The following is a 14139-nucleotide window of genomic DNA, read 5'->3' as shown; positions in this document are numbered from 1 at the left end:
GACCATCGTATCCCCTGATGTTCTGCAGCCTACTTTTCCAAGAAAAGGTGACAGCTCTTGTATCGAAAATTCGGAATAGTCCTAGCGATCTTGCAGCTATTCACGACCGCATGCTGGGATCAGCTTGAGCTGAACGACCGTGCCATCTGGATGGGCTCCGGCATTGACCGGAACGAGAACGGAGATATCGTGCTAAGCGGTCAAATTCTGATTCCCGGCCACCAGGGGGGAGCCGGCGGAGGGGCAGGAAGCGACAGTTCCCCCGGCAAAACGGGCTATTTTGTCGTTTCGGGAAAGGGTAAAAATGTTAGTCAAGCCGCTGCCAATTTTCAGGGAAAACTTTCCCGGCAGGTGTTTCCCGGCCATCGCAGGGTGATTGTTCTCGGGGAGCAATTCGCGAAGGAAGGCGCCGCCGATATGTTGGACGAGCACTTCCGAAATCCGGAAGTCAGATTGCGCACGGATATCTTCGTCGTAAAAGGAAATACAGCCGGGCAACTCCTTCAATTAGAGTACCCGTTGGAAAAGGTCCCTTCTATTGGAGCTTTTAAGGAATTGGAGCATGCCAGTGGCATGAAACAGATGACGTTCATGAGATTTCTGAGAGCCGCTAGCAGCGATGGCATCAGCCCGGTATTGCCCGTCATTTCGATTGACGAGACAGACGATGGAAAACTGGGGTCAACGAGTAAACAAACATTTCAGATAGACGGTTTGGCCATTTTTGATGATGAAAATTTGAGGCTAAAAGGGTTTATCCGTTCAGAAGAAGCCATGAATGTGAATTGGATAACGGGTATGTTGAGCCGCACAACGGTTACGGCGCTCGTTCCAAAACCTCAAGGGAATGTCAGCCTGCATCTCTCGCGAATAGGACGCAAAATACAGCCGGAAGTCAAAGACGGTAAACTTACCTTTCACGTCCTGCTGTCCGGTAAAGGAGTCATTCGCGAGAACCAAACCCGGTTGGATCTTCGCGATCCCGTTAACGTCAAGCTAGTCAAGCAAACACTGGAATCAGAAGCGGCAAATACAGCGGAACAGATCATTGCCAAAATGCAGAACATATACCGCGAGGATATTTTTGGATTCGGTGAAATCCTGCATCGAAAAGAACCTTCAGAATGGAAAAAATGGAAATCGAACTGGAATGACCATTTTGCAGAAGCCGAATTCGACGTGAGAGCGAACTTGACGATATCCCAAATAGGACTAGTGGGCCCCGGCTTGCATTGGCGGGAGGAGGAAACGACCCCATGAACACACCCAAAATCTCTACTAGTCAACTGTTTTGGATGACGTTCTCGAATGAGATTGCAATGACTTTGTTCGCAACCCAATCCCGTGTCATCCAAATGACAAAGCAAGACGCCTGGATGTCTTTTCTGATTGGGGGCCTTATCGCTTGCGGAATTACTTTTCTAATAGTGACGGTGACCCGTCTATATCCCGCACAGACACTCGTGGAATTCAGCAGAACGATTCTCGGCAAGTGGTTCGGAAAAGTGGTGGTCGTACCCTTTTTTGTTGCGTGGATCTTTGTCTCGAGTACCATTCTTCGCCAGTTCTCTGATTTTTTCCAGATGATCATGTATGACCGAACCCCTACAATTGTACTGATGCTTATGATGATGGTTATTGTGGTAGTCTTGGTTGGGGCGGGAGGAATCGAAGCGATTGGGCGCTGCAGCCAATTGCTTGGTCCCGTCATCATGGCTATCATTATTATGACTATTTGTTTGAGCTACAAAAATTTCGAATTCGATCAACTCCTCCCCCTTTATACAGATTCGGGGATCAAGGCCATTATTCAGGGAAGCCTTGCGCCTGCCTCGGTACTAGGAGACACCCTATTCCTTCTGGTATTGACGAGCTTCATGGACAATCCGAGACAAGGAACAAAAATCACATTGTGGTCCGTTGCGACCGGTTCTGTCCTATGCTTTGCGCTGACCTTGACGGCTCTGTCGATCTTCGGTCCTTCGTTGGCTTCCAAAATGCTGTTTCCGACTTTTGAGATGATGCGGTATGTCTCCTTATTGGAATTCATCCAAAACATCGAAATCTTCTCGTCCGTTATATGGTTCTTCAGCGTGTTTATCAAATTGAGCGTCTATTTATTCACGGCAAGCTACGGGATTTCCCAATGGTTAGGGTTGAAACCTTGGACGCGTTCAATCTGGGTGATTGCACCGGTCGTGTTTCTTCTCGCGTGGATGCTTCCCTATACCGGGCTGTTCGCTTTCCAAATCCAGCTCCAACTGGGTGTCCGATATATGCTGCCAACCGTGTTGATTGGTATCCCTTTGTTGTTGTGGATAGTTGGAACTGCTCGTCAACGTTTTTCAATAAATCGATAGGGACCCGATGCCAACGGAACGCTCTGGGAAAAGGGAGCCCATATAAATAAGCCATCCGATCGAATCGATCTGAATGGCTTATTTATTTTGTGGTGTACTTAAATTTATTGTGTTGAACGTGCGAGTCGTCGGTTTTGACCCCTCCAAGAAATCCAGGTAAACAATATTCCAAAAGCGGTAACAATCGCGGCCACCCAAGGAACTGCTACAAGACCTCCCCCAATTTTTTCTTCAATCACAAGTCCGCCAATATATGCACCTAATGCATTCCCTAAGTTGAACGCCGCAATATTTAATGTTGAAGCCAGTGTAGGAGCTTCTTTGGCCGTATTCAAAATATTCAATTGCAGTCCAGGTACAGTTGCAAATCCAGCTATCCCCAGAACCAGTATGGTTACTAACGAAAGGACTTTAAACTGGTCAGTCCACGTAAATAACGCTAATACCAGTGCTAATATTATGAGGATACCGGTAAGTGATCCCATCAAATACTTATCCGCAAGCTTCCCTCCAACGATATTTCCGACTGCAGTTCCAATACCGAATAGTACCAAAATATAAGGAACCGCATTTGATGAAAAGCCAGTTACATCCACCAATATCGGTGCAACATAAGTGAATGCTGTAAACACGCCGCCAAATCCAAATACGGTCATCAAGAGTGCTACATGAACCCTAGGTTTTCTTAAAACGCTTAGTTCTTGTTTTAAACTGGTCTGGGAGGATTTAACTTTCGGTACTAATAACAAAATACCGATTAATGCAATAATACCTATACCTGTAATGGTCCAAAAAGTCGATCTCCATCCAAAGGCTTGACCTATGAAGGTTCCAATCGGGACGCCCAGTACATTCGCTAAGGTTAGTCCTACAAACATAATGGCTATTGCACCCGCACGCTTTTCTTTCGGTACAATATCGGCAGCAATAACAGAACCAACACCAAAGAATGAGCCATGAGTTAAAGCTGCTAAAATACGTGAAATCATGAGTACCGAGTAATTTTGAGAAAGAGCTGAAATTGCATTTCCCACTATAAAAAGAACCATTAATATAATTAACAGCTCTTTCCGTTTCATTTTACTCGTTGCTACTGTAATAAATGGAGCGCTTATCGCAACAGCTAACGCGTAACCCGTAACAAGCAATCCGGCCGAAGAAATAGATATTTGTAAGTCGGAAGCAACCTCCGGGAGCAAGCCCATTATGATAAACTCAGTTAATCCAATAGCAAATGCTCCAATTGTCAGTGCATATAATGCAGCATTTCCACTTTTCTTTGTAGAAACCGTTGATGACAAGATAAGCAACCCCCTGGTTTATTATTGTGATCTCTAGGTTATTCTAAGCTCGCATTATCTATAAAACAAATTAGTTATTTTAAAGAAATATATAAATAAATTTATGATTTTATATAAACGAGATCACCACTTCACAACAGACACATCCATATCATCTCCATAATCCAGGAATTGAGTCGCAGCTTGGGATGTAGCGTTCCTTCCGCTCGCTCCCCCGCCTTCCGATTCGGGCACAGTCTAGGAACGGCGCTGTTAATAAAGCTAGCCGTATCAAAGTTTATCCCATCTGCATATCATAGGGAATCATTCGTCTAATAAAAAGGAGCGGATTTACAGGTGCCAACCGATGGAGTCAAAATCGACGTAGTCATTCCGGCTATCGCCAAAGACTTGGGTACACTTCCCCACGTGATCGACGGTGTAAGGAAGCATGTGATGCACCCGATCGGCCGCATCTTCGTAGTGGCACCCGGTGACGAGAAAATTAAAGCGGTCTGCAAACGCAAAGGCTGTACGTTCGTCCACGAAGGCAGCATCCTCCCTCTGCGCAAACAGCATATCGTCTACCGCTCCAAGAGATGGGAAAGATCCGGTTGGTTGTACCAGCAGCTGCTGAAGCTGGGGAGCAGCTCCATCGTAGGGCAGCGCCGTTATCTGGTCATGGATGCCGACACGGTGCTCATCCGCCCTCACCGGTTCGTCGAGGACGGCAAACACGTGTTTTATTGCCGAAACTGGAGTCAGCCGGAGTATTTCGCCACATACCGCAAGCTGCTTGGCAAAAAAGCTCCTCGCCCCCGTTCCTTCGTGACGCACTACATGTTGTTCGACAAGACGAAGCTCCAGTCGCTCAAACAGAAGATCGAAGCCCGGCATGGAACGAAGTGGTACCACGCGATCATCCAAAGCATAAACCGAAAAAAACAATTCGGATTTTCGGAATTCGAGACTTACGGCAATTATGTATACTCGGGCAGTCCCGGTAAAGTCCGCTTGAAGAGCGCGCTGAATAAAAGCCTGTTTACCAGTCCGGCCGCTTTGTCCGATTCGAAGGTTCGGAAGCTGGGGCTCAGCTACCGTTCGCTTTCTTTTCATAAGCGAAAAGGCTATATCCGGAACGGCGGGAATTAAGCAAAGCGGAAAAGCCTCTCCAAACAAACCTGACCGGGCTTCTTAACATTATAAAAATCCCGTCACCACGGCAATCGCGGTGACGGGATTGTTCTATTTCGAATATGCTGCTCGCTGCTACAAATCCCCTTCGCTGGCCCACGTATCGGGCGTGCCGGGGGCGGTCAGCGTAGCTCCTTTGGCCCATGTGTTGCCGGACCAACGGCAATCGATGGCAGCGTGCTCCCTCCGAAATGGCATCCGCTTACGCTACCTTTGACAGCTCCGCGCCCCCGAACACGTTCCGGCTTACGGCGGGATTGCCGTGCGGCTCGAACTCGCTGCCGGTGATCGACACATGGTCGCCGGTCGTTCCGAGATGGATGTTGGCCAGCAAAGAGCCGTCCTTCTTCTGCCCTCCGCTCAGAAATCTCGACCGGTCTATACGGATGGAATCCGCCCTGCTGCCGGACAACAGAATATCGGCTCCATAGTCCTCAATGCTAATAAATGCCGCAACCGCTCCGTTCCGTTCCGAATACGTTCCTTACCGCTTGCAAGTAAGCCGTGCCATGCACGGTATCCGGCTCCAGATAGCTGCCTTCCGTCCATTCGTTCCAGGCGTTGATCGTGCATAGCACCGTGCCGGCATCGTTTCTCCGCTCCAGAAACGCCTTCGCTTCCCGAAGCGCCAGCTCGAATTGCTCAGGAGTATTGTCGCCTAGCAGAGGCATATACGGATACCCCAAGTTATCGAATCGGTCCGACTGAATGGTCCTCGGGGAACTATCCCACCCCATCGTTACGTTCGGATAATAAGGGAGATCGTATTGACCGGATAACGTTTCCATCGTTTGCTTCGATTTTTCGCGAATGGTCGCATAACGCGTTTCCGGAAATGTCTCCAGCTTATGATGATGAATCCATACGTAGGAGGCAACCGAATCAAAGCCGAGCGTGCGGAGCATATGGGCCGGGTTCGTCACTTCCTTCTCGCCGGGCAATAGCTGCACACCCCAAACGACCGCGTTCAAATGAAGCTCGCCGAGTCCCGCCTGGCGCACCATGTCCCGGAATTGCCCGAGTGCCTCCCTCGTCTCGTCGATCGATCCAAGACCGGCAACCAAACTCATCAGCTCGTAGACGGAAAAGTACAGCTTCCCGTCCACCCGAAGGTAAGACGGGTGGCTGAAATAGGTGTGGACGATGTGCTCGCATGCCGCGAGAAACGCATTCTTCGAAACCGCTCCCGACGCAAGCGTCTTATACGGCCGGCTCCGTGTAGCCGGGTGAATGTCCTGCCAATCGTGATTCGCCCACATCAGGGCGAACTTCAGCTTATCGTTATTGGCCGCCTTCAGAAAGCCTTGTTCCAGGGCCCGCTGCAAGAATGGACCGTCCTCATACCAATACCAGTCGAATAGGAACGCATCGATTCCATGGCTTGCGGCGGCATCGATCTTGTTGCCCATTACGAGCGGGTCGGATTCGTCCTCATACCCCCAGAGCGGCTCTTTCGGCTGAACGTGTCCGGGGAAACGGGGAGTCGCCTTTCGGACGAGCTCCCATTCGGTCCAACCGGCTCCATGCCACTTTGCGTTTCTCGGGTCGGGATGATAATTCGGGAAGTAGTAAGCCGCTACTTGGATGCTGCTGCGTGGTTTCATGGATTGCGTCCGCCTTCCTGCCGTTCTCAAGGAACAAGCTCAAACAGTTGGATTTCGTTTAGTCCGGCCCATCCCGACGACGCCGTTACCGTTACTTGAACATACCGGATCGGAATGCCGGAATCGAAATATTTATAATCGACGTGACTCATGTTCGCGTTCGCATACGTTTGTACGGTTTCCCAGTGGATTCCATCCGGCGACACTTTCACGTCCGCGGTTTCCGCATAGCCTACCTTCAGCAAAACGCCTAAAGCGCGGATCGTATGGCTGCCCTGCAAATCGATCTTGTACGTCGATGGGGAACCGGCTGTCGCCGCCGCATTTTTGAATGCCGAGCTGCCGTACGCGATGTTCCCGTCCAGCGCTCCTTGCGGACCGGTCGCCGGATTGTTCGGGTCCGTATATTGCATATCCGTCGTCACCGTAATCGCGGAAGACCGGACCATTCCCGCCAAATCCATCTTGACGCCGAAATCCCCTTCGAAATCGCCGATCTTGGAATACGTGCCGCCAATCGTCTGCTTCTGCGAATCGTAATAGACGGTAAACAAAACGTCGTCCTCCAACAAAACGGTGGATGAATAGCCCATATCGGACGTTTGCTTGTTCGAGTACAACAGCCGGCTTTGCGAAGCGTTCCAAGCTTCTCCCAGATGACCCATCCTAACCACGACCGGACGGCCGCCGATCGGGTGCTGATATTCGCTCCACGCTTGGAATATTCGATCGTCTCCGGGAATACGGAACAGCTCCGGGGCGTGCATTTTGACATCCAGCTTGACGGGAGGATCCCACGAGACGCCATAATCGTAAGAATTCGCTTCGTAAGCCAGATTGTCCGCGGATGATGCCCGAATGAGCCCGCGAATGTGTCCGTTCTCCAGTTCGGCGATCGCCTGTTCCACCAGATGGCTGCCGTACGAATAGCCCATGACCGTTTCCGACGAGGACGGCCATGTCGCCCCTTGATCGGTGCTCCGCACGACGGTAGCTTGCTGATTGCCGGAGCCGGGGCCGTATAGCGGGATAAGCAGATCGCCGTTCGACAGCTCGATGATTTTGGACGAAGTCGCCGCCCACGGCATGTTCGTCCCTACCGTGACCGTACTCCCCCAAGTGGCTCCGTTATCCGTACTGCGGATAACCCGGACATCGATCGGTCCCCCGTTGTAGGTGAACCACGAGACGAGAAGCGTCCCGTCCGCCAAAGCGGCAATCGAAGGATCGCGGTCGTCGTAGGTTGTGTCAATTACCGTTTGCGCCGCGCCCCAAGTAGCTCCACCGTCCGTGCTCCGCTTCATCATGATTTTGCCGTTGCCGCCGACATGGCTGTCGGACCAGTAGTAGACGACGAGCAGATCGCCGTTGCCCGCTTTGACGATATCGGGAAAATACGGCTGGAGGCTGCCCGAGGCCCCCGCTACCGTAACGTCGGATAAGTTCGTATGCCGCACCTCGGCGAGCGCCGTACCTGCGGGAGTAAGAAGAACAACGAATAACCATAACGAAACCGCAGCCGCGACAAACGAAACCCGTTGCATGAAAGCCGCCTTCATTCCGATTCCTCCTCGTTTATTCCGATTTAGATACCCGGTCAATACATGAGCGTACGGTTCGAGCTTATTCATTGAACTTCCAGAATCGTTCCCGCGATATACCGGTGCCGTTCGCCCGGCTCGGAATAGTAGTACATGACGAGCACGCGGCCGTCTTCCAGTTGAACGGCGCTCGTGTAGCCGATATCCGAGCCGTGTCCGTCCTCGCGAAGCACCACCTCTTCCGCCTGCTCCACCCCCTCGCATTCGGCATTCAGGACGAGAGCCCGGATGCCGAATGGGCGGAACCGGTAGCCGTAGCTAAGAAGCACCCTCCCGTCCGCAAGCCGGAGCGCATGAAAAGGGCTCGGCGAATAAATCGGATGCCGGACCGGGCGGCTCCAAGTAAGCCCTCCGTCAGCCGATTCGGCCGTCACGAGCGGAAAAGCCGCTTGACCGTCCCCCGGCTCGGGCTTGCTTTTGTGGCAGCGGGTGAACAGGACCAGCTTACCGGACGGCGTGCGGTATAAGTTCGGTTCGAAAAAACCGTAGCCTTCCTCGGGAGCGATCTCGGCATGTACCGACCATGTTTTGCCGAGATCGTCCGTTCTCCCTACCACAACGCGCCATAAGCCGTCCGCATGACCGTAGAACGGAGCCAGCAAGGCTCCGTCATCCGTCTCGACGCAGTTGCCGCGAATAAATACGTTCTCGATTCCGACGGCAACCGGACGGTCCCAGGTTTGCCCCCCGTCTGTCGAACGCACCGTATAACTGCCCACCGGTTTGGCTATCCACTTGTCGAAGACCGGATGGGTATAATCGGCTCGATCCTCCGCATCGGCACGGTCCGCGACTTTCCACATGAACAGCGTTGCCAATAACGTGCCATCCCGAAGAACGTTCAAGCAAGGATCCTGCACGCCGCAAAAAAAATCGTCGTACAGCACGGAAGGTTGGCCGCTCCATCCGGTTCCGTCCCGGGATACGACAATCGCCGCTTTGGACGACGGGTCGATGTGCTCGAGTCCATACGTATCGAGACGGTCGGGCGCTTGCCGGAATGCGGCGACGAACCCGCCGTCTTTGTTTTGCACGACACTCGGAAACGTATTGTACTGCTCATCCTTGTACACGACAATATGTCGGATTGGTTTAATGGTCATAAGTGCCGCTCCTCTTCAACCTGCGTTGTGCTTCGCGCCAGACCGGGGCCGATAAGGCCCGCGCATTGACGTAAACGCGAACAGGACTTTACTCGGTCTGCCTGGTCTGCCTGGTCTGCTGATCTACTTGGCCTTCTCCGCTTTGATCGCGTTATTCGCCTTCTCCTCCGCTTCGCGCAGCGCTGTGTTCAAATCCTGCTTCTGCAGGACATTTGCTTCCAGCGCCCCTTGCAGCTGGTTGCGCGCCAAGTTGTTGAACTTCGTGAACGCGGACGCCTTCGCGTATTTGCCGGGCAGCATTGCTTTAACGTTTTTCCCTTTATACATGGCGGTCTCCTGTCCGAACGAATTGCGCAGCGTCTCGTTCGTCAACGCGGTCGGGAACTGGCCCTGCTTCACCATCGGCAGCTGGTACTCCTCGGAAGCCAAATAAGCGATTACCTCGAACGATTGGTCCCGATGCTTGTTCGTCGTCGTGATGTAGAAGGAAATCGGGTACGGCTGCGGACCTACCCCCGGCAGCTCTTTGAATTCGGGGAATTGCGCCATGTCCCAATTCATGCCTTCCAGTTCCTGTCCGGTCAGCAGCGTGCTGACGGGCATCCACATGGCCAGCGACTTTTCCTTCGTAAACATGACTCGCTGCTGGGCGGCTCCCAGCTTCTGCTGATTCGGCTGAACGCCGTCCAGCTCGTAGAAGCGGGAAATGTTCGACGTCATCTTATTCCACTTCGCGTCAGCAAACGACGACGTCTCCGTCGCCGGATCGACCATATTGAGCGAGAATTGGTTACGCACCATCAAATGCTGGAACGATACCATAAAGCCGTAATATTGCTGATTGCCGTCCTTGCGGGTCACCTTCTTCGCGAGGTCATACAAGTCGTCCCATGTCATGTTGTCTTTCGGGTAAGGCACCCCGAACTTGTCGAAAATGTCTTTGTTGTAGTAAATCGGCGACGGCGACATCAGGGTCGGAAGCGCATACATCCCTCCTTTGGAAATTTCCTTCATCATGTCGACCGACACCGGATCGATTTTGGTCAAATCGTATTTGTACTTTTGAACGAGCGGCATAATATCGGTTTGCATGCTGTACTTGTTGATAACGTCGTTAAACATTCCGCTCGATGCGAAAATAATATCGGGCGCCTGGCCTGCCGAGATCAAGTCCTGCACTTGCGTAAGCTTCGTGTACGGAGAAAATTTCGGCGTTACGTTCGGGAATTTCTTCTTGATCGGCTCGCCGATCTCCTTCATAAACCGCTCTTCCGTGTAGTCCGATACCCCGTCGTAAAACACTAGCTCGACCGGTTCCTTACTGACGACCGTTTCTTTATTCTCGTCCGTCCCCGCCTTGTTGCCGACTTGGGCCTGCCCTCCTCCGTCCGAGCATGCGGCCAGCAGCAGCGAGCCGGCGATCAGCATTATCGAGCTTTTTTTGTTCATATTCATCCTACCTTTCCTAGTTGCCCCCGATATTCGTTGCGGTATTGTCTCATGCAATAACACTATTTTGCCGTTTCTTGAACCGTTTGCGCCTCCGCATCAAGGAAGCGGTTTCATTTTGTGGAGATTATCATTGCTATATCCAGAATATCCGTTACAATGGTTCTTAACAATACAACGAAATTTCGAAAAGGGTGCATTATTTTGCGCTTCCCTCATGAACCGTTGGAACGTCAGTCGTTCTATACACGGTATTTGACCCCGATGTCGGACAGCCTTCGCCTGATCGCCATCGGCTGGGAGTACGTCGATTCTTCCTCGTACCGGTGGGACGGCTTGAAGCGGCAGGCCGAAGACGGAGCCGTTTTTCAATTCACCTTGTCCGGCCAAGGCGTCATCCGTTATCGGAACCGGGAGTACGTCGTACCGAAAGATTGCGGTTTTCTATGCACCGTTCCGGGCGATCACGTCTACTACTTCGACGAGAATGACGGAAACTGGGAGTTTCTATTCATCGCCGTTCAGGGCGAGGATGCGATTCGCCACTGGAACTCGCTCATCCAGCTGTTTGGACCCGTCATTTCGTTCCAGGACCACCCCGAACCGATGTTATGCATAAGCAGACTGTACGCCCATATTTACAATAATCGGGACTTCGACAAATTCGCCATCTCGTCGGAGCTGTACCGGTTCGTCATGGAAATGCAGCGAATCGCCGAAGGACGCAAGGTCGTCCAGATGGAACATACGCCCGAGCCGATCCGCCGATCCATCCAACTGATGCAGTCCCAATACGCCCTGCCGCTCACGCTGGAAGAATTGGCCGCCAGCGCCGGCATGTCCCGGTATCATTTCTGCCGCACGTTTCATATGAAAACCGGCCTGCAGCCGATGCAATATTTGCGCAAAGTCCGCATTGAGAAAGCGTCCGCCCTGCTCAGCCAAACCCGCAAAACAATCGAGACGATCGCCCGCGATACCGGCTTCGAAGGAAGCAGCTATTTCATTCGCGTATTCAAGCTGCTTGTCGGCATGACGCCCAACGAATACCGCCAGAGCTGCAGCGCCGCTTCGACGCATTCCTTGCGGATCGAGAAGTAGGGTCCCGAGCGTCGTCCCTCAAAACTCGATCCGAACTTCCGTTACCATCGTTACCGGGTTGTCTTTGGCCGCCTCCGACGTTTTCACCGGGCAAACGACCGTATATAAGCCGACCTCACCGTCCGCTTCTTCGACAGCTGCGGGCAGTTCGTCCACGAATGCTTGGGTCGGCTTCCGCTCGGAGACGAACGAGAAGACGCCGCCATCCTTGAGAAGCACCTTAACCGCGCTTCCCCCATGTTCCGTCTCCAGTACGGCATCGGAAGCGACAAGCTTGTCGGTAAGCCCGATAGCGGTAAACGGCCTGGTTGCGGGCACAATCAGGAACAAAGCCGCTTCGAATCGCGAAAGCCGAAGGGGAACGGTTTCGTCCGTTCGCAGACGGTACGCTTTCTTACGGAACGAATCGTACGCGATGAAGGCCTTGCCGCTCAAGTACGGCACGTCGCCCGGACCTATACACCCCTCCACGTCCTCATCGCCGTCATAGGCATGGAATGCGGCGACAACCCCGGCCTCGCCCGCCTGGTTCCATACTTTGAATGCCCGTGCCGTCTTATGCGGATTGACGGTAAGCCATTCCTCCGTCGGTCGTCCGATTGTCCGGCAACGAACGATTTTGCCGTCGCTGTATATAAGCGGCCGGATGATGTCCGGGTTGGTGCGCCCCAAGCCGTCGCTGAAATAGAGGGGTCCCCCGCTGACCGCGCGCAGCGTCATATGGGGCATCGCATCGTGATGTCCGGTCCAGAACATATCCCAATCGCCCCAATAAAAAGCGCCGTGGTACACGGAATTGTAGGCGTTTTGCAGCGCATGCTCCTTGAAGCCGTCATGGATTTTGGGCAAAAAGTCGTTGCTGCTGCGGGAAACGGAAGACAGCGGTCGATGCCATACGTTTTCCGACGCCATGCCCATGCAGTTGATCATGCAGCCGTCAAAATGCAAGGCGACCGACGCTTCGAGTCCGGCATGCGCGGAATGGGCTATGCGGGCGATCGACTGCTCCCCGCCGAAATACGCATACAGCGAGCTTTGATTGTCCACCTTGACGAAATCGATTCCTTGCCGCCTCAAAGAAGAATGCCACGTCTGCCAAAAGCCGAAGTTCAGCCCCGGATCGGGATGAGGCAGCCATCTACCGCTTCGCGTCCGGTGCACGTACTGCCGCGTCTCGGCGAAAGCTTCTCCCTCCGGATCGATTCCGCCCCAATAGCCGGCCATATTGTGCCACGCCCCTACCCAGCGAATGCCGTGCTCCTCCTTCAAGCGGCGGACGGCGCCTGCCAGCCCTCCGGGGAATTTCTCCTTGTCCGCTCCGAAGCCGTAAAGCTTCCGCTCCCGGACGTCTGACCAGCCGTCGTCGATCATGAACCAGCGGACGGGAAGTCCCAGCCGGTTCAGCTCATCGGCCTTGTCTAGAAGTCCTTGCTCATCCACGTCCGCATAGAAGGCGTCCCAGCTGCACCAGCCTGCATAGTCCAATAAGGCCGGGTAAGCTTTGCCCTCCCTGGCGCTTCCGCCGGCCCCCCGCGAAGCGAATCCTTCAACGGCGCTCTCCTCCGCGAGCCGATACGGGTCGGTGTCCGCGCCTAAAACGAAAGCGACCGTATCGATGCGTTCGTGCCCGGTTTCTCCGGGAGAAACGAGCACGGCCAACCCATCCTCCGACCCGCTCAGATCGGTCCGAAACCGTTCGTCGCAAAGGGGAAGCATATAGCCGTACCCGCTGTCCGTTTTCCACAAAAGCGACTGGGTCCGGGGCGGCAGACGGCGCAAATCCGGATCGAAATGCGGACGCGTCCACCATTCCTTGTGTCTGGACGATGCCAGCACGCCCTGCAGCCCGTCGAGCCGACCGATTCCGATTCGAATCGCTCCGTCTGCGGCAAAAGTCCGCTGGGCATGATACGCCGTAGCGTTGGGGATTTCGGCTTTCACGCGCACCGACAGGAACTTCCCCCGCCGTTCCAGAAGCAGCGAAGCGAAAAGCGTGCCGTGCTTATCCCCGTAGCGGATCCGGAATTCGGAAGACAATGCTCCTCTCCCGTTCCCGTCTTCCGTGTGGTGCGGATCCGTGCGGATCGGCAAAAGCTCGATTTCGCCTTCGCCTGCCAATTCCGCACGGATGCGGATACTGCGCAATACGATGGACGGATCGCCGTCGAACCGGATGGACGATGTTTCTTGATCGAAAACGAACATGTCGGTGTAGTCTCCCTTTTGCCTCAAAAAATCTTATTAGTTTCACGCAATTGCGGTGTGAATCGTCGACAACTTAACCTTATCCGCTATGAGGGAAACGTACAATAGTACGATGTTTCGTTCCGATTGAACTATTTTGCTGCTCGCCGCCACCTGTCAGAACATAAGAAAAGATCGCCAATCTCCCGGCCAAGAGAGCCGGATGAGAGAAGCGATCTTTTCTAAGCTATAACCTGAAAAAT

12 protein-coding genes are annotated in these 14139 nt (G+C 53.1%); 4 read left to right on the top strand and 8 right to left on the bottom strand.

What is annotated here, in order from left to right; genetic code table 11:
* The first annotated feature begins 57 nt into the window (after nt 1–57).
* Together ABD796_RS33445 and ABD796_RS33440 are read left to right on the top strand one after the other, a co-directional pair.
* Entirely contained in the window at nt 58–1260 is a 1203-nt protein-coding gene (locus tag ABD796_RS33445) for a Ger(x)C family spore germination protein (protein ID WP_344916734.1), read from the top strand.
* Nucleotides 1257–2360, top strand: coding sequence for a GerAB/ArcD/ProY family transporter (locus ABD796_RS33440; protein ID WP_344916732.1), 1104 nt, complete (start codon nt 1257–1259; stop codon nt 2358–2360). The genes ABD796_RS33445 and ABD796_RS33440 overlap by 4 nt, the downstream gene beginning before the upstream one ends.
* Before the next feature lie 104 nt (nt 2361–2464).
* Here ABD796_RS33440 and ABD796_RS33435 read toward each other — a convergent pair whose 3' ends face one another.
* Nucleotides 2465–3661: an MFS transporter gene (locus tag ABD796_RS33435; RefSeq protein WP_344916730.1), complete on the bottom strand. Its 1197-nt coding sequence runs from the start codon at nt 3659–3661 to the stop codon at nt 2465–2467.
* 336 nt (nt 3662–3997) lie between these two features.
* Between ABD796_RS33435 and ABD796_RS33430 the strand changes: the two genes are divergently transcribed.
* Nucleotides 3998–4792, top strand: coding sequence for a DUF6492 family protein (locus ABD796_RS33430; protein WP_344916728.1), 795 nt, complete (start codon nt 3998–4000; stop codon nt 4790–4792).
* A 117-nt stretch (nt 4793–4909) separates the two neighbouring features.
* On the opposite strand, the gene ABD796_RS33425 is transcribed toward ABD796_RS33430, so the two are convergent.
* The 6 genes from ABD796_RS33425 to ABD796_RS33400 form a co-directional block, all read right to left on the bottom strand.
* Nucleotides 4910–5032 (bottom strand): hypothetical protein, encoded by a 123-nt coding sequence (locus ABD796_RS33425; protein ID WP_344916726.1) that lies wholly within the window; start codon nt 5030–5032, stop codon nt 4910–4912.
* A gap of 4 nt (nt 5033–5036) precedes the next feature.
* Nucleotides 5037–5246 (bottom strand): hypothetical protein, encoded by a 210-nt coding sequence (locus ABD796_RS33420; RefSeq protein ID WP_344916724.1) that lies wholly within the window; start codon nt 5244–5246, stop codon nt 5037–5039.
* A 28-nt stretch (nt 5247–5274) separates the two neighbouring features.
* Nucleotides 5275–6438 carry a glycosyltransferase WbsX family protein gene (locus ABD796_RS33415; RefSeq protein ID WP_344916722.1) on the bottom strand — a complete coding sequence of 388 codons (1164 nt, stop codon included), beginning with the start codon at nt 6436–6438 and terminating at the stop codon, nt 5275–5277.
* A 26-nt stretch (nt 6439–6464) separates the two neighbouring features.
* Complete coding sequence (locus ABD796_RS33410) at nt 6465–7997, bottom strand: exo-alpha-sialidase (RefSeq protein WP_344916720.1); 1533 nt, start codon at nt 7995–7997, stop codon at nt 6465–6467.
* A gap of 68 nt (nt 7998–8065) precedes the next feature.
* Nucleotides 8066–9142 carry a sialidase family protein gene (locus ABD796_RS33405; protein WP_344916718.1) on the bottom strand — a complete coding sequence of 359 codons (1077 nt, stop codon included), beginning with the start codon at nt 9140–9142 and terminating at the stop codon, nt 8066–8068.
* A 123-nt stretch (nt 9143–9265) separates the two neighbouring features.
* The gene (locus tag ABD796_RS33400; protein ID WP_344916716.1) at nt 9266–10597 is read right to left on the bottom strand and encodes an ABC transporter substrate-binding protein; all 1332 of its coding nucleotides are present in this window, start codon (nt 10595–10597) and stop codon (nt 9266–9268) included.
* 198 nt (nt 10598–10795) lie between these two features.
* Between ABD796_RS33400 and ABD796_RS33395 the strand changes: the two genes are divergently transcribed.
* A complete protein-coding gene (locus tag ABD796_RS33395; protein WP_344916714.1) occupies nt 10796–11692 on the top strand; it encodes an AraC family transcriptional regulator in 897 nt (298 codons plus the stop codon).
* An 18-nt stretch (nt 11693–11710) separates the two neighbouring features.
* Here the strand turns inward: ABD796_RS33395 and ABD796_RS33390 are convergent, their stop codons facing one another.
* Nucleotides 11711–13897 (bottom strand): Sip1-related alpha-galactosidase, encoded by a 2187-nt coding sequence (locus ABD796_RS33390; protein WP_344916712.1) that lies wholly within the window; start codon nt 13895–13897, stop codon nt 11711–11713.
* Nucleotides 13898–14139: the final 242 nt, after the last annotated feature.

This window comes from Paenibacillus hodogayensis, assembly GCF_039536325.1.
GTDB lineage: Bacteria > Bacillota > Bacilli > Paenibacillales > NBRC-103111 > Paenibacillus_AB > Paenibacillus_AB hodogayensis.
This window is presented reverse-complemented; position numbering and strand designations above follow the sequence as displayed.

What these genes read in the sequence shown, in the direction of transcription:
- ABD796_RS33440 (WP_344916732.1), top strand. Translation starts at nt 1,257, where the DNA reads ATGAACACACCCAAAATCTCTACTAGTCAACTGTTTTGGATGACGTTC.
- ABD796_RS33425 (WP_344916726.1), bottom strand. Translation starts at nt 5,032, where the DNA reads ATGCCATTTCGGAGGGAGCACGCTGCCATCGATTGCCGTTGGTCCGGC.
- ABD796_RS33415 (WP_344916722.1), bottom strand. Translation starts at nt 6,438, where the DNA reads ATGAAACCACGCAGCAGCATCCAAGTAGCGGCTTACTACTTCCCGAAT.
- ABD796_RS33410 (WP_344916720.1), bottom strand. Translation starts at nt 7,997, where the DNA reads ATGAAGGCGGCTTTCATGCAACGGGTTTCGTTTGTCGCGGCTGCGGTT.
- ABD796_RS33405 (WP_344916718.1), bottom strand. Translation starts at nt 9,142, where the DNA reads ATGACCATTAAACCAATCCGACATATTGTCGTGTACAAGGATGAGCAG.
- ABD796_RS33400 (WP_344916716.1), bottom strand. Translation starts at nt 10,597, where the DNA reads ATGAATATGAACAAAAAAAGCTCGATAATGCTGATCGCCGGCTCGCTG.
- ABD796_RS33390 (WP_344916712.1), bottom strand. Translation starts at nt 13,897, where the DNA reads ATGTTCGTTTTCGATCAAGAAACATCGTCCATCCGGTTCGACGGCGAT.